This window comes from Flavobacterium micromati (assembly GCF_900129585.1).
Lineage (GTDB): Bacteria > Bacteroidota > Bacteroidia > Flavobacteriales > Flavobacteriaceae > Flavobacterium > Flavobacterium micromati.
On record NZ_FQWF01000008.1, the window covers coordinates 93175 to 119356 of the forward strand.

24 protein-coding genes and 2 tRNA genes are annotated in these 26182 nt (G+C 32.7%); 6 read left to right on the forward strand and 20 right to left on the reverse strand.

Going from position 1 to position 26182, the window contains the following annotated elements; all coding sequences use genetic code 11:
* Positions 1-214 precede the first annotated feature (214 nt).
* Positions 215-4081, forward strand: a complete 3867-nt coding sequence (locus BUB42_RS09830) for a T9SS sorting signal type C domain-containing protein (protein WP_084118317.1) — start codon at positions 215-217, stop codon at positions 4079-4081.
* A gap of 120 nt (positions 4082-4201) precedes the next feature.
* On the opposite strand, the gene bioB is transcribed toward BUB42_RS09830, so the two are convergent.
* The 7 genes from bioB to BUB42_RS09865 form a co-directional block, all read right to left on the reverse strand.
* Positions 4202-5290: a biotin synthase BioB gene (gene bioB / locus BUB42_RS09835; RefSeq protein ID WP_073019708.1), complete on the reverse strand. Its 1089-nt coding sequence runs from the start codon at positions 5288-5290 to the stop codon at positions 4202-4204.
* 260 nt (positions 5291-5550) lie between these two features.
* On the reverse strand, positions 5551-6015 hold the full coding sequence (locus tag BUB42_RS09840; protein ID WP_073019710.1) for a hypothetical protein: 465 nt from the start codon (positions 6013-6015) through the stop codon (positions 5551-5553).
* Positions 6016-6115: 100 nt separating this feature from the next.
* Complete coding sequence (locus tag BUB42_RS09845; RefSeq protein ID WP_073019711.1) at positions 6116-7042, reverse strand: bifunctional riboflavin kinase/FAD synthetase; 927 nt, start codon at positions 7040-7042, stop codon at positions 6116-6118.
* Between the two features lie 98 nt (positions 7043-7140).
* Positions 7141-9195 carry a M43 family zinc metalloprotease gene (locus tag BUB42_RS09850; RefSeq protein WP_170857214.1) on the reverse strand — a complete coding sequence of 685 codons (2055 nt, stop codon included), beginning with the start codon at positions 9193-9195 and terminating at the stop codon, positions 7141-7143.
* 149 nt (positions 9196-9344) lie between these two features.
* Positions 9345-9971, reverse strand: a complete 627-nt coding sequence (gene pth / locus BUB42_RS09855) for an aminoacyl-tRNA hydrolase (RefSeq protein ID WP_073019715.1) — start codon at positions 9969-9971, stop codon at positions 9345-9347.
* A 969-nt stretch (positions 9972-10940) separates the two neighbouring features.
* The gene (locus BUB42_RS09860; RefSeq protein WP_073019716.1) at positions 10941-11552 is read right to left on the reverse strand and encodes a 50S ribosomal protein L25/general stress protein Ctc; all 612 of its coding nucleotides are present in this window, start codon (positions 11550-11552) and stop codon (positions 10941-10943) included.
* Positions 11553-11729: 177 nt separating this feature from the next.
* Positions 11730-12671 carry a ribose-phosphate pyrophosphokinase gene (locus BUB42_RS09865; protein ID WP_073019718.1) on the reverse strand — a complete coding sequence of 314 codons (942 nt, stop codon included), beginning with the start codon at positions 12669-12671 and terminating at the stop codon, positions 11730-11732.
* A gap of 289 nt (positions 12672-12960) precedes the next feature.
* Here BUB42_RS09865 and BUB42_RS09870 point away from each other — a divergent pair.
* Positions 12961-13040: transfer RNA gene (locus BUB42_RS09870), tRNA-Leu, on the forward strand.
* Between the two features lie 130 nt (positions 13041-13170).
* Here the strand turns inward: BUB42_RS09870 and BUB42_RS09875 are convergent.
* Positions 13171-14622, reverse strand: coding sequence for an ATP-binding protein (locus BUB42_RS09875; RefSeq protein ID WP_073019720.1), 1452 nt, complete (start codon positions 14620-14622; stop codon positions 13171-13173).
* Positions 14623-14840: 218 nt separating this feature from the next.
* On the opposite strand from BUB42_RS09875, the gene BUB42_RS09880 reads away from it, so the two are divergent.
* Positions 14841-14920: transfer RNA gene (locus BUB42_RS09880), tRNA-Leu, on the forward strand.
* Positions 14921-15047: 127 nt separating this feature from the next.
* Here BUB42_RS09880 and BUB42_RS09885 read toward each other — a convergent pair.
* From BUB42_RS09885 to BUB42_RS09940, 12 genes are all read right to left on the reverse strand, one after another.
* Entirely contained in the window at positions 15048-15269 is a 222-nt protein-coding gene (locus BUB42_RS09885; protein WP_139257341.1) for a hypothetical protein, read from the reverse strand.
* A gap of 205 nt (positions 15270-15474) precedes the next feature.
* Positions 15475-16479 carry a virulence RhuM family protein gene (locus tag BUB42_RS09890; RefSeq protein WP_073019724.1) on the reverse strand — a complete coding sequence of 335 codons (1005 nt, stop codon included), beginning with the start codon at positions 16477-16479 and terminating at the stop codon, positions 15475-15477.
* A 601-nt stretch (positions 16480-17080) separates the two neighbouring features.
* On the reverse strand, positions 17081-17782 hold the full coding sequence (locus tag BUB42_RS09895; RefSeq protein WP_073019725.1) for a hypothetical protein: 702 nt from the start codon (positions 17780-17782) through the stop codon (positions 17081-17083).
* Positions 17782-17994, reverse strand: coding sequence for a hypothetical protein (locus tag BUB42_RS09900; RefSeq protein ID WP_073019727.1), 213 nt, complete (start codon positions 17992-17994; stop codon positions 17782-17784). Before BUB42_RS09900 ends, BUB42_RS09895 begins: the two co-directional genes overlap by 1 nt.
* Positions 17991-18488 carry a hypothetical protein gene (locus tag BUB42_RS09905; protein WP_073019729.1) on the reverse strand — a complete coding sequence of 166 codons (498 nt, stop codon included), beginning with the start codon at positions 18486-18488 and terminating at the stop codon, positions 17991-17993. The genes BUB42_RS09900 and BUB42_RS09905 overlap by 4 nt, the downstream gene beginning before the upstream one ends.
* 367 nt (positions 18489-18855) lie before the next feature.
* The gene (locus tag BUB42_RS09910) at positions 18856-19557 is read right to left on the reverse strand and encodes a hypothetical protein (RefSeq protein ID WP_073019731.1); all 702 of its coding nucleotides are present in this window, start codon (positions 19555-19557) and stop codon (positions 18856-18858) included.
* A 216-nt stretch (positions 19558-19773) separates the two neighbouring features.
* A complete protein-coding gene (locus BUB42_RS09915) occupies positions 19774-20475 on the reverse strand; it encodes a hypothetical protein (protein ID WP_073019733.1) in 702 nt (233 codons plus the stop codon).
* A complete protein-coding gene (locus tag BUB42_RS16430; RefSeq protein ID WP_170857215.1) occupies positions 20475-20615 on the reverse strand; it encodes a hypothetical protein in 141 nt (46 codons plus the stop codon). The genes BUB42_RS09915 and BUB42_RS16430 overlap by 1 nt, the downstream gene beginning before the upstream one ends.
* A 73-nt stretch (positions 20616-20688) precedes the next feature.
* Positions 20689-21390, reverse strand: coding sequence for a hypothetical protein (locus BUB42_RS09920; RefSeq protein WP_073019735.1), 702 nt, complete (start codon positions 21388-21390; stop codon positions 20689-20691).
* Positions 21390-21602 (reverse strand): hypothetical protein, encoded by a 213-nt coding sequence (locus BUB42_RS09925; protein WP_073019727.1) that lies wholly within the window; start codon positions 21600-21602, stop codon positions 21390-21392. Before BUB42_RS09925 ends, BUB42_RS09920 begins: the two co-directional genes overlap by 1 nt.
* On the reverse strand, positions 21599-22126 hold the full coding sequence (locus tag BUB42_RS09930) for a hypothetical protein (RefSeq protein ID WP_073019737.1): 528 nt from the start codon (positions 22124-22126) through the stop codon (positions 21599-21601). Before BUB42_RS09930 ends, BUB42_RS09925 begins: the two co-directional genes overlap by 4 nt.
* A gap of 731 nt (positions 22127-22857) precedes the next feature.
* Positions 22858-23205 (reverse strand): toxin-antitoxin system YwqK family antitoxin, encoded by a 348-nt coding sequence (locus BUB42_RS09940; RefSeq protein ID WP_073019741.1) that lies wholly within the window; start codon positions 23203-23205, stop codon positions 22858-22860.
* A 227-nt stretch (positions 23206-23432) separates the two neighbouring features.
* Here BUB42_RS09940 and aspS point away from each other — a divergent pair, with 227 nt between their 5' ends.
* The 3 genes from aspS (at position 23433) to BUB42_RS09955 (ending at position 26091) form a co-directional block, all read left to right on the forward strand.
* Positions 23433-25178 (forward strand): aspartate--tRNA ligase, encoded by a 1746-nt coding sequence (gene aspS / locus BUB42_RS09945; RefSeq protein ID WP_073019742.1) that lies wholly within the window; start codon positions 23433-23435, stop codon positions 25176-25178.
* A gap of 131 nt (positions 25179-25309) precedes the next feature.
* Positions 25310-25504: a cold-shock protein gene (locus tag BUB42_RS09950; RefSeq protein WP_007137066.1), complete on the forward strand. Its 195-nt coding sequence runs from the start codon at positions 25310-25312 to the stop codon at positions 25502-25504.
* A gap of 221 nt (positions 25505-25725) precedes the next feature.
* Positions 25726-26091 (forward strand): NADH-quinone oxidoreductase subunit A, encoded by a 366-nt coding sequence (locus BUB42_RS09955; RefSeq protein ID WP_073019744.1) that lies wholly within the window; start codon positions 25726-25728, stop codon positions 26089-26091.
* Positions 26092-26182 lie beyond the last annotated feature (91 nt).

Consider the following 26182-nt stretch of genomic DNA (forward strand, 5'->3'; position numbering starts at 1 on the left):
AATTTCGTATTTTATTAAATTAGAAAATCTCATTTTGTTTAAAAACAAAATGGGATTTTTTCGTTTTAGATTTTCTGTAATTTAATTTTTTAAAATTATGTAAATATCACTAAATATGGGTATTGCAAAAATGACGGAATGTTTATATTTTTATCAAAAAATTATTAAGCCCTGATAATTAAGTAATTAGTATTAATTTAAATTTTATTAAAATTTGAAAACAAAACTACTTTATTTCGCAATTGTCATTAGTTCTTTAATTTTAAATAATGTGTATTCGCAACAAGGAACAGTTGATGCCACCTTTAATACCTTTGATAGTGGGGTACTAGGGGATGGTTTTGACAATACCGTAAACACAGTTCATGCTCAGACCGATGGTAAATTAATTGTAGGCGGAACATTTCTAAACTTTAACGGTGGTAGTAGCCCTTATTTATGCCGGTTACTGCCCGACGGTTCCAGAGATACCTCCTTTATCCAAGGCAGTGGTTTTAACGGAATAATTTATTCCTCGTTGATCCAAGCTGATGGCAAAATAATCTTAGGCGGATCCTTTACTTCTTTTAATGGCTCTGCCGCAGGGCGCTTAATTCGTTTAAATACTGATGGTTCACGTGATGCAACATTCAATTCGATAGTTGGTGCGGTAAATGGGGTTATTCGTTCGATAGCAGGTCAAAGCGATGGAAACCTTATTATCGCAGGTACTTTTACATCATATAACGGATTACCTGTTAATAGAATAGCTAGGATTTTGCCAAATGGAAATCTAGATTCTTTCTTTATTACTGCTGCAATGCCAAGCGGTACTGTAAATACCGTGCAAGTCCAAGTTGATGGAAAGGTAATTATTGGCGGGACGTTCACGACTTACAATGGTACTGCCGCTAACCGCATTGTACGATTAAACCCAAATGGTGCCATAGATACTACTTTTAGCATTGGAACCGGCTTTAATGATGATGTGAGAACAATTGATCTGCAGGTTGATGGTAAAATTCTCATTGGTGGGGATTTTATAAATTATAATGGTGTTAGTGCGAATCGAATAATTCGGCTCAATCAAGATGGAAGTATTGATAACAGTTTTATTATAGGTTCGGGCGTAAGTGGCGGTAACGTTTCGGTCATTAAAGTCAATTTGATTGGCGAAATTTTAGTGGGCGGTTCTTTCACCGGAACTTACAATGGAACAGCTGTCAATCGCTTAATTTTATTAAATGGTAATGGAATTGCAATTCCTTCCTTTGACATTGGCAACGGTGCAGGCTCTGGAACTGTTCTTGCCTTAACATCCATTACTGACGGGTCGTGGCTGGTGGCTGGTTCTTTTTCTTCGTTTGATTCTCAAAATCAGGGTCGGCTTGCCAAAATTGACAAAGACGGTGCATTAGATATTGGTTTTTTGCCATCGGGAGTTGGCTTTGACAATTCCGTTTTAAAAGTCATTTCATTACCAGACAATAAAACAATGGCTTTTGGAAATTTTACCAAGTTTAACGGATCAGATACAGCCAGAGTTACACGATTATTAGAGGATGGATCATCCGACCCTACTTATAATCCATTGGGTGCAGGAGCTAGTGGCACTGTGCGAGCGGCGGTTGTGCAAGTGGATGGAAAAATTATTATTGCGGGTAGTTTCAACAGTTACAATGGCGTTACCATAAATCGAATTTGCAGAATCATACCTGATGGTGCTATAGACTCTAGTTTTTTTAGTGGTTTAGGGTTTAGCGCAACAGTGAATGCGCTGGCAATTCAAGCTGACGGAAGTATAATAGTAGGCGGTAGTTTTACAAGCTATAACGGCACAGTGGCCGGCCGAATTGTACGATTATTATCAAATGGCGCTATCGATACGAGTTTCAACACAGGTAATGGTGCCGATGGAACAATAGAAGCCATAGAGATCCAAAACGACGGCAAAATTCTCATAGGCGGTCGGTTTTCAAATTTCAATGGAGCTTCTCACAATAAACTAATTCGATTAAATCCAGATGGAAGCTTAGATCCTACTTTTACAATAGGAGTGGGATTTGATAGAAATGTTTTGGCAATAGCAATTCAAGCAGACGGTAGAATCATTGTTGGTGGATCCTTCACAGCGTTCAATGGCATTCCAGCGAGACGAAGAATTATTAGATTATCTTCCTTAGGAGCTCATGATACTAGTTTTAATATTGGTGCTGGATTTAGTAATGGTGAAATTAGATCCATTTTAGTTCAGCCAGATCAGCGGTTATTGATAGGTGGATCTTTTTCTGGAACCTACGATGGAATTGCTGTAAGGCGTTTGGTCCGACTTCTATCAGATGGACAACGCGATGGAACTTTTATCGCAAATTTAAATGCCTCCTTGTTTAGTATTTGCTTTACGCAAGATGCTAAGATCATAATTGGAGGTAACTTTAATTCTGTTTCTGGAATAACAAAACATCGAATTGCACGATTAAGAATTTGCACAGATAGTTCGGCGTGGAACGGGACTTCATGGAGCAATGGTGGACCTTCGCCAAGTAAATTATTGATGTTTAATGGAAATTACACCTTTGCAAGTACAATCAGCTCGTGTTCTTGCACTATAGGAGCGGGAAGTACAGTAACAATAAATGATGGGGTGACATTAGGCTTGTCATTAGATTATTCTGGTGCGGGAACTTTGATAATGGAAAATAATGCGTCTCTTTATCAATCAGATGATAGCATCGTAAACTCGGGAATTGTAAATTTAAAGAGGAATACAACTCCAATCATCAGAACTGATTATAGTTACTGGTCCGCTCCTGTTACAAACCAAAGATTGATCGATTTATCTCCAAATACTTTATCTGATAAATTTTATTCTTTTACTGCTACAAGTCAATCTTGGTTTTTAGAAAATATGACAAATGTTATGCAAACAGCGAAGGGATACATCATTCGTGGTCCTCAAACGTTTTCAGATTCAGTTCGTGCGATTTTTCAAGCTGTTTTTATTGGTGTTCCAAATAATGGAAATATAGCCAGTCCCATCGGGCAAAGTAATTCATTCAATCTCATTGGTAATCCGTACCCCTCAGCAATAGAAGCAGATTCATTCATTAATAGAAATACTGGTGTTATAGATGGCACATTATATTTTTGGACACACAACACCCCTATTACTAATAATGCATACACCTCAGATGATTATGCAGTTTATAATCTCTTGGGAGGTGTTGGTACTAGCGCATCTATAAGCTCAGGTGTTAGTAATAATAAACCAGAAGGGAAAATTGCTTCTGGGCAGGCATTTTTCACTAAAAGTAGCAGTGATAATGGATCAGTGATTTTTAATAATAGTATGAGAATTATTGAGCAAAATTCAACTTTTTTTAGAACAAAGGCTCAGAAGAATTTAAAATTTAACGCTTTTGAAAAACATCGTATTTGGCTAAATCTATCTAATGCTGGAGGAGCATTTAAGCAAACTTTGATTGGGTACGCAGCAGGTAGTACTAATGAATATGACAGTGCATTTGATGGTCAGAGTTTCAACGGGAATCAGTTCATAGATTTTTATAGTATTATTCAAGATAGAAATCTAGTAATTCAAGGAAGAGCGCTTCCATTTGATGAATCTGATAGTATTTCGCTTGGTTATAAAACTACCGTCGCAGGTTCTTTTACTATTTCGATAGATCAAGTCGATGGTCTATTTCTAAATCAACCCGTGTTTCTGGAAGATAAATTGGACAACGTAATTGTTGATTTACAGCGTTCAGATTATACATTTGATACAAAAATTGGAACTTTTAATGATCGATTTATGCTACGATATATTAATAAAATTTTAGATGTAACTGACTTTGAGCATCTAGAAAACAATGTATTTGTTTCAATTAAAAATACTTTATTAAAAGTGAAATCAGCGGAGTTAAATTTAGATAAAATTCAAATTTACAATTTAGCTGGCCAGCAAATTTATCAAAAAAATAATCTCTCAGGGAAAGATTTTTTAGATTCTAAATTGATGGCTAATGATCAGGTTTTAATTGTCAAAATAGGATTTGAAAATGGGGAAAGTGTTTCAAAGAAAATTTTAGTTCATGAATAAAATGTGTAAAGCATTATGTATTATTAAAAATAATTGACCAAAAAAAATGCTCCTAGATTATTTACTAGAAGCATTTTTAATTAGCTTTTCTACTGTATATTTTTTTTCTTAAAATATTAACTACGATTTTCCTTTTGTAGAAGCTTCTAAATTTCTTTCAATTTTGTGCTCTGGTCTTGACCATTTTGGTTTTTCGCCTAATGGTGCAAACTGGGAGTCAGAAGCTTCAACAGTTTGTGGTTGTGAAACTTTTGTAAATGCTTTTTGTGGATTTAATCCTAGCATTTCAAACATTTTCATATCTTCATTGACATCAGGATTTGGTGTTGTCAACAATTTATCTCCAGCAAAAATGGAATTGGCACCCGCAAAAAAGCACATGGCTTGACCTTCGCGGCTCATATTCATTCTTCCCGCTGATAATCGAACTTGAGTTTCAGGCATAATGATTCTGGAAGTCGCAACCATTCGTATCATTTCCCAAATTTCAACTGGTTTCTCTTCTTCAAGCGGTGTTCCTTCGACAGCTACAAGTGCATTTATAGGCACTGATTCAGGTTGTGGATTCAAAGTAGAAAGCGCGACAAGCATTCCGGCTCTGTCGTCAATGCTTTCGCCCATACCTATAATTCCACCACTGCAAACAGTAACATTTGTTTTTCGAACATTTGCGATGGTTTGTAAACGATCTTCAAATCCGCGTGTTGAAATAACTTCTTTATAATATTCCTCAGAAGTATCTAGATTATGGTTGTACGCATACAAACCAGCTTCGGCCAATCGATGGGCTTGGTTTTCAGTAATCATTCCTAGTGTGCAGCACACTTCCATTTCCAGCTTGTTTATGGTGCGAACCATCTCTAGTACTTGGTCAAATTCTGGACCGTCTTTAACATTTCTCCAAGCGGCTCCCATACACACACGGGAGGAACCATTAGATTTTGCACGCAAAGCTTGCGCTTTTACTTGGCTCACTGACATTAGGTCGTTTCCTTCAATTTCGGTATGATATCTTGCAGCTTGTGGACAATATCCGCAATCTTCTGGACATCCACCTGTTTTTATTGAAAGTAAAGTCGATACTTGCACCACATTTGGATCGTGATGTTCTCTATGAATAGAAGCTGCTTCATAAAGCAAGTCCATCATAGGTTTATTATATATTGCGATAATTTCGTCTTTTGTCCAATTATGTCTTGTAATGCTCATTGATATGATTTTATGAAGCGTAAAAGTAATTAAATAGTTCTAAAAAAGTAAGAAGACGCTAAGCAAATCCGTCTTTTATTATTTTCATTGCCTCGTAAGCCGATTGTGCGAGTTCAGTTAAAAGAAGTAGAAAAAAAAATTCATAAGCTAGGGGATGATCGAAAGTATTATGTGGTTCATTAATGGGAGTGCTTTGCAAGTATTTTTAATTAAATTAGAAAATAATCACAAAACCTGCATTTTAGATCATATTTTACTAACTACTTTTCTATTTTTTTAGCACCATGTTTATCAGATTTGTATTTTGGATCCCAATACAACATCAATAAAAATGAAACGAGCCCTGCTGATACAAATCCCTCCAGCAGTAAGGAAAAAGAATATTTTACTACTGACGGAGTTCCTCCAAAAAGGAAATTTCTCGAAAGCGTTTCTATAAAAGCATCGCCTCCCTTAATAGTGATAAAAATAATCAATCCAAGAACACTTAAAAGAACACCTGAAAATGAGGTATACACAGCAGAAACCGCATTTAACGGTAATGATTTATTTCCTTCACGGAAATTAGATCGTAACGTTCGTATCGTTCCATAAAATATAAAAATTATATTGAAGAAGCGCAGTAAATAATTATCGGCGAAGCCCAAGGCCTCGAGCACCAAGAAAAAAATTCCTATTCCTAAAAATATTATGAATCCATTTATTAACTCTTTCGGTATTTTCATAGCAATGTTTTTAAGATTCAGAAATAATTGATTGAAGAACAGTGTATCAAAACCGAATTTACGACAAAAAATGAAAATATCTATTGAAAAATCAAAGTGTTTAGAAATTTAAAAAGCGTAGCGCTGCATTTTTATCTTTCTCAAGTTGTTCCTTCAAAAGATCAACTGAAGGGAATTTTTGTTCAGATCTAATGCGGTGCAGCACAGAAACGCTTATTTTTTGATCGTATAAATTAGCATCAAAATCAAAATAATGAACCTCAATTGATCGTTCTTTTCCTAAAACTGTTGGATTAAATCCAATATTCATCATTCCAAAAATAGTTTTTTGATCAAAAATACTTTTTACTATGTAAACACCATTCAGTGGTATCAATTTATAATTTTCCTCGATTTGCACATTAGCAGTCGGAAAACCAATAGTTCTTCCTAGTTGTTTTCCAATGACTACAGTTCCGGTTAAAAAGTAATTATATCCTAAATAATCGTTAGCTAAGGTCATGTTGCCTTCCAGTAATGCATTTCTAATTTTAGTGGAACTAACGGAGATTTCATTAATTTCTTGTACTGATATTTGCTCTACTTTAAAATCATATTGCTGTCCAAAAGTGATAAGGTCATCAATATTAGCAGTTCGATTTCGGCCAAAACGGTGATCATAGCCTATTATTATCTTGTGAATATTTAATCTATCTACAAGAATATTTTTTACAAATTCTTCGGAAGTCAATCTTGAAAAAGCTTCGTTGAAAGGGTGGATTACTAAATTGTCAAGTCCAATTTTTTCCAGTAATTCGATTTTTTCATCTATTGTGTTCAACAATTTAATATCAGAATCGCTTTGTAAAACCATTCTAGGATGTGGATAAAAAGTAAGAACTAAACTTTCGTAATCTTTTGTAGCCGCATTTTGTATTACTTTATCTAGTATTTTTTTATGCCCAATATGAACGCCATCAAATGTGCCTAGGGTTATAATAGTTTTTTTTGTAGAACTAAAATCGTTTATAGAATGAAAAATCTTCAAAGTATCTGTTTTATAATAGCGCAAATTTAAGTGAACCTAATTGAAAATATTTAAAAAGGATTGAAAACTTCGAACCTTTTTAGTTGAATACACCACATTTAGTTTCTTATAAACTGTATTGTCTTTGTCTCAAAATTATTTTTAGTTAGTTTCAAGAAATAAATACCTTTCGAAAGTCCAGAAACATTTATTTCAAGATCTTCAGAAGTGATTAGCGTTTTGGATTCTATAATTTGTCCTAAATTATTAATTAGGGTATACATTTCTGGAATTTCGAGTTTGTTTTCGGCAAAAATATTGATGAAAGTTGACGCCGGATTTGGATATAAAATTAATGAACTGAAACGTTTAACTTCGGAATTTCCTAACGAATCAATTCTAAAACTTGTTGATTCGCTTGCGCCAAATTCACCACCAGATGCAATAATTTCGCCAGTTGGAGTTGTTAACGTATAAGAACCATTTCCATACTCACAACAAATACCGTCTTCTTCTGTGTCTTCAATTGTAAAAGTGTAACATTCGTTATTAATTAAATTAAAAGTGGTTTGAAATGGAGCAGGAAGAGGAGCGCTTTCTGAGGTATTAGTGTAAGGACCACCTTCAAATACCGTTGTTCCCAAAGTATTTTTTAGTGTCCAAGTTGTTTCCTGTCCAAAGAAATCTCTTTGTAATACAAAATTTATTGACGTCGTTGCATAAGATTTTACAATGCTAAATTTTAAAGTTTCAGTATTGTTATTATTATTCTGGTCTGTCGTGCCATTTACCGTAAGAATCTCAGCAATAAAAGAATGATTTCCACCTATTGTTGTCAAACTATTTAAAGTAATGTTTTCAGTTTCGCCAGGCGCCAAATTTCCAGTCCAATTAACAGTGCGAAAGTTCGCATTATCAATACCAAAACGGATTGTAGCCAAAGTTATAGTAGCACTGCCTTTATTGACTATTTTAAGTACCGGAGCAAATGAGTTGCTGCAGGAAGTCAGGTTTAATTTGACAATTAAAATAGATGCGTCATTTGTAAATACGGTTCCAGCAGTTAGCGCATCAGAATTTTTCAATGATACTCTTCTTGCTGAATTGTTTAGTACTGTTGTCATTCGCAACTTTTGGTCGGCCGTAAAAATGTTCATACAAGCATCATCAGTGTAATCCATGTAATTTCTAAACATATCTACACCAGCTGAATCTGGGCAGGAGTCAACAATTCTTGTTGGGCAGCCTTCATTAGCCTCTTTTGCATTAGGTGTGTCGTTACAAAAGTCATCAACTGTACAGCCGTCTACTTTTCCTACCTCGCCATCTCCCCAAATATGTCTTAATCCCAACCAGTGCCCTACTTCGTGAGTTGTAGTCCTACCTTTATCATAATCAGCACCATAAGTACCTGCAGCAAAATAGCTTGAAGAACCAAAAAATCTATATCCTATCACCACGCCATCAGTTGCAGCTATTCCTTCATTTGCATTAATTCCGCTAAGACCTGACTGACTTGGGAATTGAGCATATCCTAAGACTGTTTGATCACTAAATTTAACCACCCATATATTTAGATATTTTTCAGGATTCCAAATTGTTTGTGGTTTTACAATAGCATCAATATCTTCTAATGACCAGTTTTCCTGAGTAAGACTAACACGGTCAATTCCGTTAGATAAAACTCCCGCTGGATCTCTCTTTGCGAGCGCAAACTCAATTTCTGTATCTGCTCCCACCGCGTCTGAATTGAATCCTGGCGTGCTCACTCTGCGTCTAAAGTCTTCATTTAGCACCCGTATTTGAGAGATGACTTGCTCATCAAATATATTTTCATCTCCGCCAATAACATCTCCGTTGTGGATTACGTGTACCACGACTGGAATAGTGATTAGCACATTAGTTCGAAATCCTTTTGATTCGCTTTGTTTTTTCTTGCTTTCAAGCACTTTTGGAGTAATCCAATTTTCAAAATCGGTTTTTGAAAGTCTATTTGTCTTTTTTGATTTTAGAAATTCTTCATACTGGGTGCTAGCGCAGCGTATTACAGATCCATTTTTAATTGTTTCCTTTTTGCCAAAAAGATTGACCTCACGAGTACCAACTACTTGCGCGAAAATACTGTGACCCAAAAAATACAGTACTATTGAGAACAAAAACGTAATTTTTTTCATATAATCAGATTCTAGCATCTTGTTGAATCGAAGTTGGATTTCCCACACGATTTCGCAAATAAGTTAATTAATAGGAATTGGGTATAATTGCAGTACAAATTTCGAATAAAATTAAATAAATTTCTTTAGCGTTTGTTATTGTTGCCAATTTATTTTCCATTAAATGTAGTCATTGTGTTTTCTAAGCCTGCTGTTCCAAAGGATTTTATAATTTCTGATGCTATTTCCAGACGTTCGGAAAGTGCTGTTTTTTCAGCATCGTCCCAATCTCCAAGTACATAATCTACTTGCTTTCCTTTCTTGAATTCATCACTGATACCAAAACGGAAGCGAGCATAAGCTTGCGTGTTTAAAACTAGATTGATATTTTTTAATCCGTTGTGTCCGCCATCACTTCCCTTAGGTCTGATGCGAATACTTCCAAAAGACAGATTCAAATCATCTGTAATCACAAAAATATTTTCCAACGGAATTTTTTCTTTCTCCATCCAATACTGAACTGCCTTACCGCTTAAATTCATATAGGTATTTGGTTTTAGTAGTAAAAAAGTTCTGCCTTTAAATTTGTATTCGGCTAGAGCACCAAGTTTAACGGTTTCAAAAGAGACTCCTTCCTTTCGAGCTAAAAAATCTACCACCTTGAAGCCTATGTTATGGCGTGTATTAACGTATTCAGCACCTATGTTGCCTAAACCAACGATTAAATATTTCTTCATTTTAGATTTATTGTCTTCTGTTTTTGCAGATGAAAACAGTTTGTTTATCCATTTTATCATGCTGCAAAAGTAAACTTAATTAGCTATTGTGGGAATATATGTTTGCATTATTTCAGTTGAGATGCTGCCGTAAAACAATTGGATTTTTAGTCGAATACGGTTTTTTAAATTTTGAGCGACTACCATTTAGTTTATACCAAATAGTCTTTGAAAGTACTGTCCTATTTTTGTCAAATCGAGCGCAGTCGAGATTACGAACGATTTACAAACAACGTTTCGTGCTTCATTACAATAATGAAGACCTGCTCAACCGGAAAAATTTCAATTCTTATTAACGGTAAATTCAAAACATAAATGGTATTAGATATTGATAAGCCATTGAATTTATGCTCATAAAATTATGATTTACAAAAATAGCTCAAGCAATATAGCCGAATATTGTGGAGATTCCTCGTTCCAGGGAATGACAAAATAAACCGATAATAGTAAAATTGTAGTTTGTTAACGCTCTTAACTGACTCGGTTTTTACTAAAAAGTCTTTTTAAAGCAGAGCGTCTAAACTAGCCCCGATTGCAGGGAAAATCCTTTTTGTAAGCCGGTAGGCGAACAAAAAGATTGCACTGAAAAGCGGGACGAAAGTTGTTATGAAAACAAAAACGCCTGCTTCAAATGTTTAGAAAAAGATTCATAAATATAGGATAACACATGCAGTCGAATATTGTGGAAATTCCTCGTTCTTCGGAGTGAAAAAATAAGCCGATAATAGTAAAATTGTAGTTTGTTAATGCTCTTAATTGACTCGGTTTTTACTAAAAAGTCTTTTTAAAAACAGAACGTCTAAACTAGCCCCGATTGCAAGGAAAATCCTTTTTGTAAGCCGCTAGGCGAACAAAAAGATTGCACTGAAAAGCGGGACGATAGTTGTTATGAAAACAAAACAGCTGCTCCTAATAAATAAAGAAGTAAAAATTAAACAAAAAAAAGCATCAGTTGAAGAACTGATGCTTTTAAATATGCTTGAAAAAATATTATTTTTTCTTTCCTTTTACTGGAGCTTTTGCTGCTTTTGCTGCTTCTTGAGCTGCTTTCATAGCCGCACGAGAAATCTTCACTTGAGCAATTACTGTGTTGTCTGGGTGCATGATTTTGTAATCAGGCGAAGCAACTTTAGTAACGTAAAGCTTGTTACCCATGTCTAGCGGAGTAATATCAGCTTCGATAAAATCAGGAAGATTTTTTGGTAACGCTTTTACTTTAAGTTTACGTGTGTTCAAACGTAAATCTCCACCTGCCATAACTCCTTTTGACTTTCCAACAATTTTCACAGGAACTTCCATAGTGATTTCTTTGTCATCAAATAATTGAAAGAAGTCAATGTGTAAAATTTTGTCAGACACCGGGTGAACCTGAATGTCTTGCAAAATTGCACTGAATGTTTTACCGTTTCCAAGTTCAATCACAACTGTGTGTGCGTTTGGAGTGTAAACCAAGTTTTTAAATGCCATAACTTCTGCTGAGAAATGAACTGCCTGATTTCCTCCGTATAATACGCAAGGAACCAATCCAGCATTACGTAAGGCTTTAGTCGCAACTTTGCCCACGCTTTCTCTTTCTGATCCTTTAATTGTAATCGATTTCATTGTAAATTTATTATAGTTATTAATATTGTTATTTTTCTAGTTCTTAGTACTTAGTCCTTAGTTTTTAGTCCTTAGTCCTTAGATTTTAGTTCTTAGTGCTCAGTCCTTAGTTTGTTTAATCCTTAAAAGATTTTAGTTCACTAGGGACTAGGTACTAAAAAACTAAGGACTTAACTATTACATTATAAACTTCCCACTTATAGAGTTATTGTGATGTACCATGTGCATTACATCTGCAAATAGTGGTGCGCAACTCAATACTCTGATTTTTTTTGATTCTCTTTTTAACGGAATGGAATCGGTAACTATTAATTCCAATAATTTGGAATTCTCTATTTTTTCGTAGGCGTCTCCTGATAAAATGGCGTGTGTGCAAATCGCTCTTACGCTCAATGCTCCTTTTTCGATCATTAAATCAGCGGCTTTCGCCAAAGTGCCTCCGGTATCAATCATGTCATCTACTAAGATTACATTTTTTCCTTTTACCTCACCAATTAGTTCCATGGTATCGATAATGTTAGCTTCTTTTCTTTGTTTGTAACAAATTACCACATCAGACTCTAAAAATTTAGAATAGGCATAAGCTCTTTTTGAACCACCCATATCTGGCGAAGCGATAGTCAAGTTGTCTAAACCTAAACTTTTCACATAAGGTAAAAAGATAGTCGATGCAAAAAGGTGATCTACTGGTTTTTCAAAGAATCCCTGAATTTGGTCAGCGTGCAAATCCATTGTCATTACTCTTGTTGCTCCCGCAGCATCTAATAAATTAGCAACTAGTTTAGCTCCTATTGGAACTCTTGGTTTGTCTTTTCTATCTTGTCTCGCCCAACCAAAATAAGGAATGACAGCCGTTATATGTCGTGCTGAAGCGCGTTTAGCGGCATCAATCATTAATAATAATTCCATTAAATTATCTGCTGATGGAAAAGTGGAGCAAACAATAAATACTCGTAATCCTCTTATAGACTCTTCGTAAGAAGGCTGAAATTCACCGTCACTGTATTTTGACATTGTGATTTTCCCTAATGGAATTCCGTATTGTTTTGCTATTTTTTCAGCAAGATAGACACTTTGTGAACAAGCAAAAATTTTCGCTTCTGGTTCTAGGTGTGACATTTAATTTGTTGTTTTTTATTTCGCTGCGCTGCAAACTGTTGAGCTATATCAATTATCAATAACTTTAGGTTTGTATTTACCTCGAATGTAGTTAGTTGTGTGTTATGTTTTTAACGAGGTGCAAATTTATAAAATTTATTCAACTCTGAAAGGAAATAATTAAGTATTTTTAGTGGAACATTTAATATTATTTTTTACATTTGCAGCGTGTTAAAGGAAATGATGGTTGATTAAATACAATCGTTCTTTTATTGCGTTGAAATAGCTGTTGTTATTTCATGTCTGCTAAGCCCGGATGGCGGAATTGGTAGACGCGCTGGTCTCAAACACCTGTGGGAAACCGTGCCGGTTCGACTCCGGCTCCGGGTACATTAAAAACCTCTTAATCGTATGATTGAGAGGTTTTTTGCTTTTAACAACTATTTTGTAGATTAATTTTAAAGCCTAATTTGTAATTGTATATGATGGATAATCTTTAACAATTTTTAAAAAGAATATATTAAGCCCAAAATGGTATGTATTTTTTATACTTACGAGAGTTACTATTTGGGTCGTCGTCTTTTATTAAGCCTTCAACAATAGTTTCTTTAATTATTCGTGAAGCAATTGCGGAATTTTGCTCTTCTATTTGAAAACGCTCTCTTAAACTTTGATTTGTCATTATGTCATTTGATACATATCGTAAGCAAGCATGTTGGTAACAGGCTCTGACTTTGTCCTTTTTATCTAAAGAATTTAATTCTTTGTAACTAAACATAGTTATCCTAGTTCTCTTTTCTGAAATAATAAAATCAACTGCAGGAAGTTGATACATTTCATTGTAAAAAATCACTTTGTCAATTCCGCTTCCTTTTTCTTCGCACATTCCAAATCTTCGTAAAACATCAGCTAGCTTTTCATTTCTTGAAATATATTCATCAATAAAACGTTGAGGAGTAATTAAAGGTAGGCCAGGATTTGATATTTCTATTCTGTCGGAAAAAATTTCAATCATAGGAAATCCTTTTTCATTGAAATCCTGGTGTATAAGAGCATTTGCTACCAATTCTCTTATTGCTATTTCAGGATACATTCTAGTTTCTTTTCTAAAGGCTCTCCCAATTTCCTCGTTGGCTGGTAATTGACCATTTATCCATTCTATTAGACCATCGAATCCAATTGCATATCCTCTTTTTCCTATTTGCTCACGTATGGTTTCAACTTTGTTTTTTCCTTTATAAACAATAACACGAACTGCTTTTCTCCCGATCTCTTCGAATTCTTCAAGGTTTTTTGCTAATAGTAAAGCACCAAGTTTCGTTATGTCATATAAATCTCTATTTCTTTTTATGAATTTTTCGGTTATAAATTTTTCAATTACAGCATCTTGAGTATTTGGATAGGGTAGTTTTAATAAATCAAAATAAGTTTGTGTATTCAATAAGCTTATTATGTCTGATAAAGTAACGTTATGTTTTGCAATTAGATTTTCTAATGGTTTTGTTGGTGATTTTCTCCAAATTTTGCCTTCTTTCTCTGAAAAGTCTCCAAGTTTTCTCGTATAACTTGATACTCTGATATAGGGAATGTGTAAAAAGGAAACTGGTCTGTTTTCTGCACTTGGGATACAGAATAACGAAAGGAGTTTGTCTTTTTCATATTCGAATTGATGAATTCTAAAATCAATTTTTGGTTCTAATCGATTTATTAACCAGCTCTCTAAATCTTCTCCTCCTTTTTTAGCCACTTTAGCTTTGAATGTTGTACCTACAACTTTATGAGTTTTATCTTCGATACCAAAAATTAGATAACCAAAAGGTTGGTTATGTAAACAAGCTCCATTTGCTACAGCAGAAATGCGTTCACCGATTTCCTCAGCGGAATGATAATTCAATTTAAACTCCACCCATTCACTTTCGTTAGGCTGTTTAACTAAATCATTTACAATATTTATTAACTTTTTTTCTTCCATAATCAAATAACCATCAAATAAGAAACCCTTGATTTTATTGGGCTTTAAATTTTAAAAGTGTCTTTTAGTCAAATAACCATCAAATAAGAATTGTGATTTGTTAATAACTTTTTTTTGAAAGAAAAACTTTCAAAGTAAAATTATACTTTTTTATTTAGTCTCTCTAATTTAAATAATATATTAAGTTGATAATTGTTTTATTATTTCATGTCTGCTAAGCCCGGATGGCGGAATTGGTGGCCGCACTGGTCTCAAACACCTGTGGGAAACCGTGCCGGTTCGACTCCGGCTCCGTGTACAAAAGCCTCTTAATCGTATGATTGAGAGGTTTTTTGCTTTTATTGGGGAACAAAAAAGGTGGGCTAATTTTTATTTAAGATTTTTTCAATCTTATTTCATTTAAACTGTTTTAGCTTAGTCCTAGTTTATTTTTTTCGATCTAAAAACACACTTTCGTCAACTATTTGAGGTGTCGTCTGAGATTTCACATCAATTGAACTTTTCCAGTCAAACCTTATCCCTAAGCATAATCTATTAGTCATTCTGTGAACTATAGCTAAAGCATTCCACTCTTCTTGTGTCAATTCTTTGTTGAATAAATCTACTATTGGTCCCGTAATTCCAATTATTTCTTCATCTTCTTTCACTTTCTTCCTTAATAAATTTTTACAAAGCCCCAATAATCTCCAAAAAGTTTTTAGCTGTATAACATCCCTCAACGTTTTTATTCTCAAATACCATAAAATATTTATAGTTCTCTCCTGATTTTTCAGCCCATTTTTTGCCTAAAATGTTTTTTGATATACTATCGTTGTTTACATGTATAAGACGTCATTCAATTTTTTTTGAATTCTATTTTAATCCTTTAATCTGCTTGTCAAAGTCAGAACTTATTTTTTGTGTTTTACTAAAGCTATCGTATTCGTTAGATGCTTTATCAATGGCTTGTTGATGAGAAATTGTTCCTAAACCTTCTAGAACTTTGTATTCATTAAAACTTAAAAACTTGTTTACGCTTTCTGCCAAGGCTTTCATTGTAAAAGTACTTCTACGTTCAATCAGATTTTCGATATAATCAAAATAACCTGAAACGGTACGCTCTAACTGTTTAATTTCTTTTTCTTCGAGATAGTTTTTGGCTATTTCTGTGTCTAACTTTAAAATCCTTCCGTCTGGTGCATTTTTAAAAGTGGTTAATCCCATTTGTGGTTTTGAACTATCGGCTTTCAAATAAATGATTTCGGCTGCTGTTTTGCCTGTAATTGCAAAGTGGAATTTGTTTTGAACCGTAGCGTAAAAGTTTTTGGTTACTTCGGATTTTGGATCGTAATCAATACTACATTCTGCAAAAATATCAGTTATTTGTTGGTATATTCTGCGCTCGCTAGCTCGAATAGAACGAACTCTATCTAATAGTTCCTTGAAATAATCTTTACCAAATGTGGTTGCTCCTTGTTTTAAACGTTCATCATCCATAGCAAAACCTTTAATAATGTACTGCTTAAGGGTATTGGTCGCCCAAATACGGAATTGTGTTGCTTTGCTGGAGTTTACGCGGTATCCAACTGAAATAATTGCATCTAAATTATAGTACTCTAAATTTCGGGTTACCTCTCTTTGTCCTTCTTTTTGAACTGTTCGGATTTTCCGAACAGTTGCTTCTTTGTCTAATTCTCCACTATCAAAAACATTGGTAAGGTGCTCACTAATTGTTGATTTTGTGACTCCGAAAACATCTGCAATTTTTTGCTGAGTGAGCCAAATAGTTTCATCTTGAATATAAGCTTCAATCTTTACAGATCCATCAAGCGCGGTATATAAGATAAAGTTATTATTATTTGGTGTCGATTCGCTCAATGTACTATAATTTAGATTTTACTATTTTACGCATTTTTAAAAGATTCTATTTATTCGGTTATATTAAGTTGGGTAAAAATAGGATATTATTGTTAAATGGGTACCATAGCGATTTGTTTGGATTGATGAAAATTTGTTAAAATAGTAAGGGCACAAATTCTTTTTTGGATTTTTCAATTAGTAAAAGCTGTCTACAATAATCAACGTGAAGGCTCATAAATTTTCATTTGTCTTTGAATTTTTAAGAAGGTATCAGTAAAAAAGCATTTCGTGTACTTGAATATTAAGGTCAGTTTAAAACTGAAATTCACATCCTCAAAGTTGGAAACTTTGCGGAGCGGTATTGTTGCTTTCTAAAATGCAAATGCTATTGTAATACTGCGTAACTGTATGTAATTTTTTGACCATGTATTGCAATACTGCTTTTTCCATTTAATGTTTTTATATCTCTTTTTTTTATCAACCACTTCGTTTTTAGTTACGTAGACGTTTATTTTTGATGTTTATCTCCTTACTTTTAAAATTACTATACTCCTGTTTTAAATATTTTTGTTATTAATCGTTAAACAGTTATGTTCTGATTGAACTAATGCAGTACATCCTATTCTTTTGGTGTTAGACATTCTTGATATTGACCACTTTCTAAATACATTATAAGAGATTTTAAATCCATTAATGCCTTTGTCCATTTCTCAGGATTTTTAGGAATTTCTTTTTCGTAAGCGTCTAAAGCCCAATTTTTAAATTCATCAAATTTAGTATTATGACATAATTTCATTATAATTAATACTTTGTAAGTTGTACTTCCTTTTATATATTTAGTATAATCTTGTTGAGGAACTTTATTTATAACTTCATCATTGATGGTTTGTAGGTTGGGTACTTTGGCAAAAAAAGGCAAAACATAAGTTTCTATATGTGTTGCAATAATGCCTAACGCAAGTTGAAAATCTTCTTCGGTTTGTATGTATAGGTTTTTGAGTTGATTGAGAGTTTTGTCATCAATGTTTTTATTGTAATTGGGAAAAGCCAGTAATGTATCTTCGTAAACGCCTTTTGTATATGTAAACTTTTCTAAAATGCAATTAACTTTGTTTGAAAAAATATAATATGGTATTCTGGTATTTAAGCTGATTTTCCCTTTATCTAAAAAATAAGTAATCCTTACAAAATATTTTACATCATTACAATTTTTGATAAATTCAAAACTTTTAGAATTTTCATCAAAAAATAAATCTACAAAATCTAAATTCTCAAAATATCTAGATATTTTTTCAAATGTTATTCGCTCTATTTTTGCCATTATCTAATTGTTTTTGGAGTACCGTTTTCATAATATAATTTAATCAAAGAACCGTCTTTCATGATTTTAGAATCTTTTAAAAGAGCTACAATGCTTTTTCCTATAATTGCGTCTTTGAGGCCAGTTTTAAGAATCCACTCTCCTAATTCTTTTACTAGATGAAAAAAAAATTGTAAGAGTAGAACAAATGTTATTTTATCAATAATTGTCATTGTGCTTTTATTTTTTTTATGATTTCATCTGTTAATAAAGGGTCTTCCCAAATACCGTGTATGTAGGTGATGTCTTCCCCTAATTGATCTTCGCCCGCTCCACGTGGTTGGTAATCATGCTGCCACCGATTAAATTTAATGATAAGGTATTCTTTATCTTGATATTCTATAAACTCAATTGTCCCTGGTGATGTGTATAATGGATTGATGCTTAATTTGCTATACAAATTATCTTTAAACTCTTCAAGTTCAAAATCGTAGGTGTTTTTTAAAAAAAGAAATTCTTTTTTTGAAAATCGAGGACCTAAGTAAGATGTCCATGTGCTTAATTCTTTTGTGAAAATCGTCTTTTCATTATCAAATATCCAATTTAATTTTAGCTGAGGTCTTAACAATTCAGTTTTAATATCTGCAATACCGTCAGTAATTATTTTTACACATCCATTACTATAAATCTCATTTTGTATACAATCAAATTGTGTTATTGCTTTCATTTTAATTACATTTAATTTTCTGGCATATTTAGAATTCTATCTCACCATTGCGCAAATGGCCAGAGCTTTGCGATTCCGATAGCTAGCGGAATAATCTAGAATAGGTTTTGTTGCTTTTTAAAATGCAAATGCTATTGTAACACTGCGTAACTTTATGTAATTTTTTGACCATGTACTGCAATACTGCTTTTTCCATTTACAGTTTTTATATCTCTTTTTTTCATCAACCACTTCGTTTTTAGTTTATGTAGACGTTTATTTTTGATGTTTATCTCCTTACTTTTAAAATTACTATACTCCTGTTTTAAATATTTTTGTTACTAATCGTCAAACAGTTATGTTCTGCTCCAACTAATGCAGTACATCCCTATTCTTTTAATGTTAAACATTCTTGATACTGACCATTTTCTAAATACATTATAAGAGATTTTAAATCCATTAATGCCTCTGTCCAACCTTCAGGATCATTAGGAATTTCTTTTTCATAGGCTTCTAAAGCCCAATTTTTAAATTCATCAAATTTAGTATTATGACATAATTTCATAATTATTAATACTTTGTAAGTTGTACTTCCTTTAATATATTTCGTATAATCTTGTTGAGGAACTTTATTTATAACTTCATCATTGATAGTTTGTAGGTTGGTTACTTTGGCAAAAAAAGGCAAAACATAAGTTTCTATATGTGTTGCAATAATGCCTAACGCAACCTGAAAATCTTCTTCGGTTTGTATGGGTTGGTTTTTAAGTTGATCGAGAGTTTCGTCATCAATGTTTTTATTGTAATTGGGAAAAGCAAGTAATGTATCTTCGTTAACGCCTTTTATATATGTAAACTTTTCTAAAATGCAATTAACTTTATTTGAATTTATCGATGCAAAAAATGTACTACCCACATAAAAAAATCTATTTCTTATTCCATATCTAAGAGTTACTAAGTAAACTAAGTCATCCGTTTTTTTATAAAAATCAAAATCATAATTATGTTCGTAATGAATACTTTCATTAAACCCTATGGAATTAAAATAGGTTTTTAATCTTTCAAAATTAATTTTCATTTCTTTTCTCATTACTGTACTGTTTTGGGATTCCGTTTTCTGAATATAATTTATTAAATGAGCCGTCTTTCTTTAGAATAATATTTGTTGTAAAACTAGTAATTGGATTTCCAATAATTTTAGAATTATCTGAAATCGATTTAAGGGCCCACTCACCTAATTTTTGAGTATCTTTTTGTTACTAATCGTCAAACAGTTATGTTCTGCTCAAACTAATGTGGTACATCTTTATTCTTTTAATGTTAAACATTCTTGATATTGACCACTTTCTAAATACATTATAAGAGATTTTAAATCCATTAATGCCTTTGTCCATTTCTCAGGATTTTTAGGAATTTCTTTTTCGTAAGCGTCTAAAGCCCAATTTTTAAATTCATCATATTTAGTATTATGACATAATTTCATAATTATTAATACTTTGTAAGTCGTTCTGCCTTCAATATATTCCGTATAATCTTGTTGAGCGACTTTATTTATAACTTCATCATTGATGGTTTGTAGGTTGGGTACTTTGGCAAAAAAAGGCAAAACATACGTTTCTATATGTGTTGCAATAATGCCTAACGCAAGTTGAAAATCTTCTTCGGTTTGTATGTGTAGGTTTTTGAGTTGATTGAGAGTTTCGTCATCAATGTTATTATTGTAATTAGGAAAAGCAAATAATGTATCTTCGTAAACGCCTTTTGTATATGTAAACTTTTCTAAAATGCTATTAACTTTATTTGAAAAAATATAATATGGTATTCTGCTATTTAAGCTGATTTTCCCTTTATCTAAGAAATAAGTAATCCTTACAAAATATTTTACATCATTAAAATTTTTGATAAATTCAAAACTTTTGGAATTTTCATCGAAAAATAAATCTTTAAAATCTAAATTCTCAAAATATCTAGATATTTTTTCAAATGTTAATCGCTGTATTTTTGCCATTATTTAATTGTTTTTGGAGTACCGTTTTCTGAATATAATTTATTAAATGAGCCGTCTTTCATGATTTTAGAATCTTTTAAAAGAGCGTCAATGCTTTTTCCTATAATTTCGCCTTTGGGGTCAGTTTTAAGAATCCACACACCTAATTTTTGAGCATTTTTTTGTTATTAATCGTCAAACAGTTATGTTCTGCTCAAACTAATGTAGTACATCCTATTCTTTTAATGTTAAACATTCGTGATATTGACCACTTTCTAAATACATTACGAGAGATTTTAAATCCGCTAATGCCTCTGTCCATTTTTCAGGATTTTTAGGAATTTCTTTTTCGTAAGCGTCTAAAGCCCAATTTTTAAATTCATCATATTTAGTATTATGACATAATTTCATAATTATTAATACTTTGTAAGTTGTTCTGCCTTTAATAAATTCAGTATAATCTTGTTGAGGAACTTTATTTATAACTTCATCATTGATGGTTTGTAGGTTGGGTACTTTGGCAAAAAAAGGCAAAACATAAGTTTCTATATGTGTTGCAATAATGCCTAACGCAACCTGAAAATCTTCTTCGGTTTGTATGGGTAGGTTTTTGAGTTGATTGAGAGTTTCGTCATCAATGTTTTTATTGTAATTGGGAAAAGCCAGTAATGTATCTTCGTAAACGCCTTTTGTATATGTAAACTTTTCTAAAATGCAATTAACTTTGTTTGAAAAAATATAATATGGTATTCTACTATTTAAGCTAATTTTACCTTTATCTAAGAAATAAGTAATCCTTATAAAATATTTTATATCATTACAACTTTTGATAAATTCAAAACTTTTAGAATTTTCATCGAAAAATAAATCTACAAAATATAAATTCTCAAAATATCTAGATATTTTTTCAAATGTTATTCGCTCTATTTTTGCCATTATCTAATTGTTTTTGGAGTACCGTTTTCATAATATAATTTAATCAAAGAACCGTCTTTCATGATTTTAGAATCTTTTAAAAGAGCTACAATGCTTTTTCCTATAATTGCGTCTTTGAGGCCAGTTTTAAGAATCCACTCTCCTAATTCTTTTACTAGATGAAAAAAAAATTGTAAGAGTAGAACAAATGTTATTTTATCAATAATTGTCATTGTGCTTTTATTTTTTTTATGATTTCATCTGTTAATAAAGGGTCTTCCCAAATCCCGTGTATGTAAGTGATGTCTTCCCCTAATTGATCTTCGCCCGCTCCACGTGGTTGATAATCATGCTGCCATCGAGTAAATTTAATAATAAGGTATTCTTTATCTTGATATTCTATAAACTCAATTGTCCCTGGTGATGTGTATAATGGATTGATGCTTAATTTGCTATGAAAAAATCCTTTATGCCGATTACTTTCAACTACTGAAAAAGCATAAATTTCGGATAAAAATTTTAATTCGTTTGCACTAAAATATTCGTCTGGGTATAAAGCGTTAGAGCGAAGCTGCTTGCTGTATGTAAATTGTTTTATTGAATTTAAATCTATAACCTTATTCGCTTTATTTTTAAATATTAAACTTGGTCTTATTAATTCGGTTTGTATTTTAACTATCTTATTTGACAGTATTTTTTCTGTTCCATTTCCATATATTTCTTTTTGTATGCAATCAAATCCTTTTATTAATTTCATGTTATCTGCATTTAATTTTCTGGCATATTTAGAATTTTATCTCACCGCTGCGCAAATGTCCCCCGCTTTGCAATTCCGATAGCTTTCGGAACCAGCCTTTGTACCCATTTCCTAAATCCTGTACAACTTTGTTAATTATACCAATCAAGAGCTTTAGTTCGTTTCAAATATAATCGTTTTTTTATTACAAATAAATAGTGAAATTATTGCTTTGAAGAACATTTTCAATTCGCATCAGTTCGTTTTCAGAAGACACGTTTTTAAATAATGAATCTAAAAGTTGGCTGTTTTTTTCTCCCATTAAGAGTTTATTCACAATCAATGCTTATTGTGAATTAAGCTAAAGCCGCCATTTTGCAATATCTGCTGGGAGAAAGCAACTTTAGCAGAATGACAGTTGTAATTTGTGATGCTCTTTTGTTTATTGAAGTGCAAGAGTTTTCAATGTATCTTTTAATAATAGTGTTGTCTTATGAAATGAGCATGAGTTTAATTTGTTCGCAAACATTGATGAAGATATGCGAATTCTATATTCCAATAAAAAACAAATGTTATCTGCAAATGAAAAGTAATAATTGGAGTGGACTCGATTGTGGTTTCATTTTGCAATTGGTCGATATTCTTTTTTTTGCGCAAACGCATTAATAAATAGTTACAATTTGCGTTTAGTACAAACAAAAAAAAGCTTTCGCAGATGCGAAAGCTTTTGATGTATTTTGAAGGGTTGGTTTTTAGTCTCTAGTCACTAAAGCATCTTTTTTCCATGTTTTTACAGAAGCTATATTACTATTTGAGTAATCTACTTCATTCAAATTAGTACCAGTCAAGAAAAACCATTTTCCAGTTTTTTCGCCATTATCATAATTAGCAACTGCTAGTTTGTTTCCATTAGCATCATACGATGTCCATACTCCATCAAGTTTTCCGTTTTTAAAGAAACCTTCTTGCTGTACTTTTCCGTTTTCAAAATAATAGGTTGTTTTTACTAACTCACCTACTGCTTCTAACTTGGGGTTATTTTCTTGAGCAAATGTTATTCCTGTGAAAAGTATGGCGCTTAAAATTATATATTTTTTCATGTCTTTAAGATTTAGAGTTCATAATAGCTTAACAAATATAGAAAACAATTTACAATAAAAAAACTTTAACTTAACAATTTAGTAACATTGGAGTAAAATTTAACAATTGATTTTGAATGTGCTTTCAATCTCACTACTAAAATTTGCCTTTTGTCAATCCAATATTGATAATTAGTCCTAAATTTGCAACCGTTTTCACTGAGCTAAATAATTTAAAATAATAAAAAATGTATAGAAGTCATAATTGCGGCGAGTTGAACGCCTCGAATATTAATACAGAAGTAACGCTTGCAGGTTGGGTTCAAAAATCGCGTGATAAAGGATTTATGAATTGGGTCGATTTACGTGATCGTTATGGAGTAACGCAATTAATTTTTGACGAAGGTCGCTCTGATAAATCAGTTTTTGAATTGGCAAAAACGCTAGGTCGCGAATTTGTTATCCAAGTAAAAGGAACTGTTATTGAGCGGGAGGCCAAGAATAAAAATATGCTCACTGGTGATATTGAAATTTTAGTTACTGAATTAAACATTCTAAACGCATCATTAACACCACCTTTTACTATCGAGGACGAAACGGATGGTGGAGAAGACATTAGAATGAAATACCGATACTTGGATATCAGAAGAAATCCGGTTAAGAACAACTTACTTTTTCGTCATAAAGTGGCAATGGAAGTGCGTAAGTATCTTTCGGATTTAGATTTTTGCGAAGTGGAAACACCGTACTTAATTAAATCAACTCCAGAAGGTGCAAGAGATTTTGTAGTTCCTTCTCGCATGAATGAAGGACAATTTTACGCGTTGCCACAATCGCCACAAACGTTTAAACAATTGTTGATGGTAGGCGGAATGGATAAATATTTCCAAATCGTAAAATGTTTCCGTGATGAAGATTTACGCGCCGATAGACAACCTGAGTTTACACAAATAGATTGTGAAATGGCTTTTGTTGAACAAGAAGACATTTTAAATGTTTTTGAAGGTTTGACTAGGCATTTACTAAAAGAAATAAAAGGAATAGAAGTAGATAAATTTCCAAGGATTACTTACGATTATGCGATGAAGACTTATGGAAATGATAAGCCGGATATTCGTTTTGGAATGGAGTTTGGAGAACTGAACGACTTTGCGCAACATAAAGATTTCCCTGTTTTTAATGCTGCGGAATTAGTTGTTGGAATTGCAGTTTCAGGTGCAGGAAACTATACTCGTAAAGAAATAGATGGTTTAATAGATTGGATGAAACGCCCGCAAGTTGGCGCTAGCGGAATGGTATATGTAAAATGTAATGAAGATGGAACCTATAAATCATCAGTAGATAAATTTTACGACCAAAAGGATTTGGCTAATTGGGCAAAAGTCACTGGAGCTAAAGCTAGCGATATGATCTTTGTGGTTTCTGGTCCTGCTCATAAAACGAGAACGCAACTTTCTGCTTTAAGAATGGAATTAGCCACTCGTTTAGGACTGAGAAATCCCGCAGAATTTGCGCCACTTTGGGTTGTTGATTTCCCTTTATTGGAATTAGACGAAGAAAGCGGCCGTTACCACGCGATGCATCATCCTTTTACTTCTCCTAAACCTGAAGATATGGCACTCTTAGAGACAGATCCAGGAAAAGTGCGTGCTAATGCTTATGATATGGTTTTGAACGGTAATGAAATAGGCGGTGGTTCGATTCGTATTCACGATAAAGCTACGCAGCAATTGATGTTTAAATACTTAGGTTTCACGCCAGAGGAAGCCAAAGAACAGTTTGGATTTTTGATGGACGCATTTCAGTTTGGTGCTCCGCCTCATGGTGGATTAGCATTTGGATTGGATAGATTAGTAGCTATTCTTGGAGGACAGGAAACAATACGTGATTTTATTGCTTTTCCAAAAAACAATTCAGGGAGAGACGTTATGATTGATGCACCTTCTAAAATTGATGATGCGCAATTAAAAGAGCTTCATATAAAGCTAGTTTAATTTTACGTACTTGCAATAATTTGCCAGAAAGCGTTGAATATCAATTATTTTAGAAAAAAAAAGAGAAGTTGGTATTTCGTATTATATTAAATATTATATTTGCCTCATTATAAATTATTATTACAATTACAATGCGTACAGGTACAGTTAAATTTTTCAATGAATCTAAAGGTTATGGATTCATTACAGACGAAGAAACAGGAAAAGACATTTTTGTTCATGCATCAGGAATCAACGCGGAAGAATTACGCGAAGGTGATAGAGTAAGCTACGAAGAAGAAGAAGGAAGAAAAGGAAAAGTTGCTGCGAAAGTAGCAGTGATCTAAACAAAGAATTTATTTTTTGTTCAAGAATGTGAAAAACGTTTCGATTTATTCGGGGCGTTTTTTTTTATGCCTTAATTTTAAAGAGAGATTGGCTTATTTATAATCAATAAAAATTACTTAGATATTGTATTTTAGCTGAAACTTAACATTGTTTTTAACTTGTCTTTTCGATACTTGAGACCTATCTTTGTAACTTCTTCTTATTTAATAAAATTCTAAATATGCAATCTGATCAATTAAATTATATACCTATTTTGATGCAGCTAATATTAGCAGTTGGATTTGTTGTCGTAACTATTGTAGCTTCAGGTAAATTAGGACCAAAACGTTCTTCTGAGGCCAAAGATAAAAACTTTGAATGCGGAATTGAATCTGTTGGAAATGCGAGAATTCCTTTTTCGGTAAAATATTTTCTAGTTGCAATATTATTTGTTCTTTTTGATGTTGAGGTTATTTTTCTATATCCTTGGGCAGTGAATTTCAAGGAATTAGGAATAGAAGGAATGTTTAAAATGATTATTTTTATGATGATGCTTCTAGTTGGTTTTTTCTATATCATCAAAAAGAAAGCTTTAGAATGGGAATAATTGTACTCTAATCCCGAAGGGATAAATGAAATTAAGAATAGTATTTAGATATAATATTTTTCTTTTTTAAGGTTTACAAAATCTAAAATCT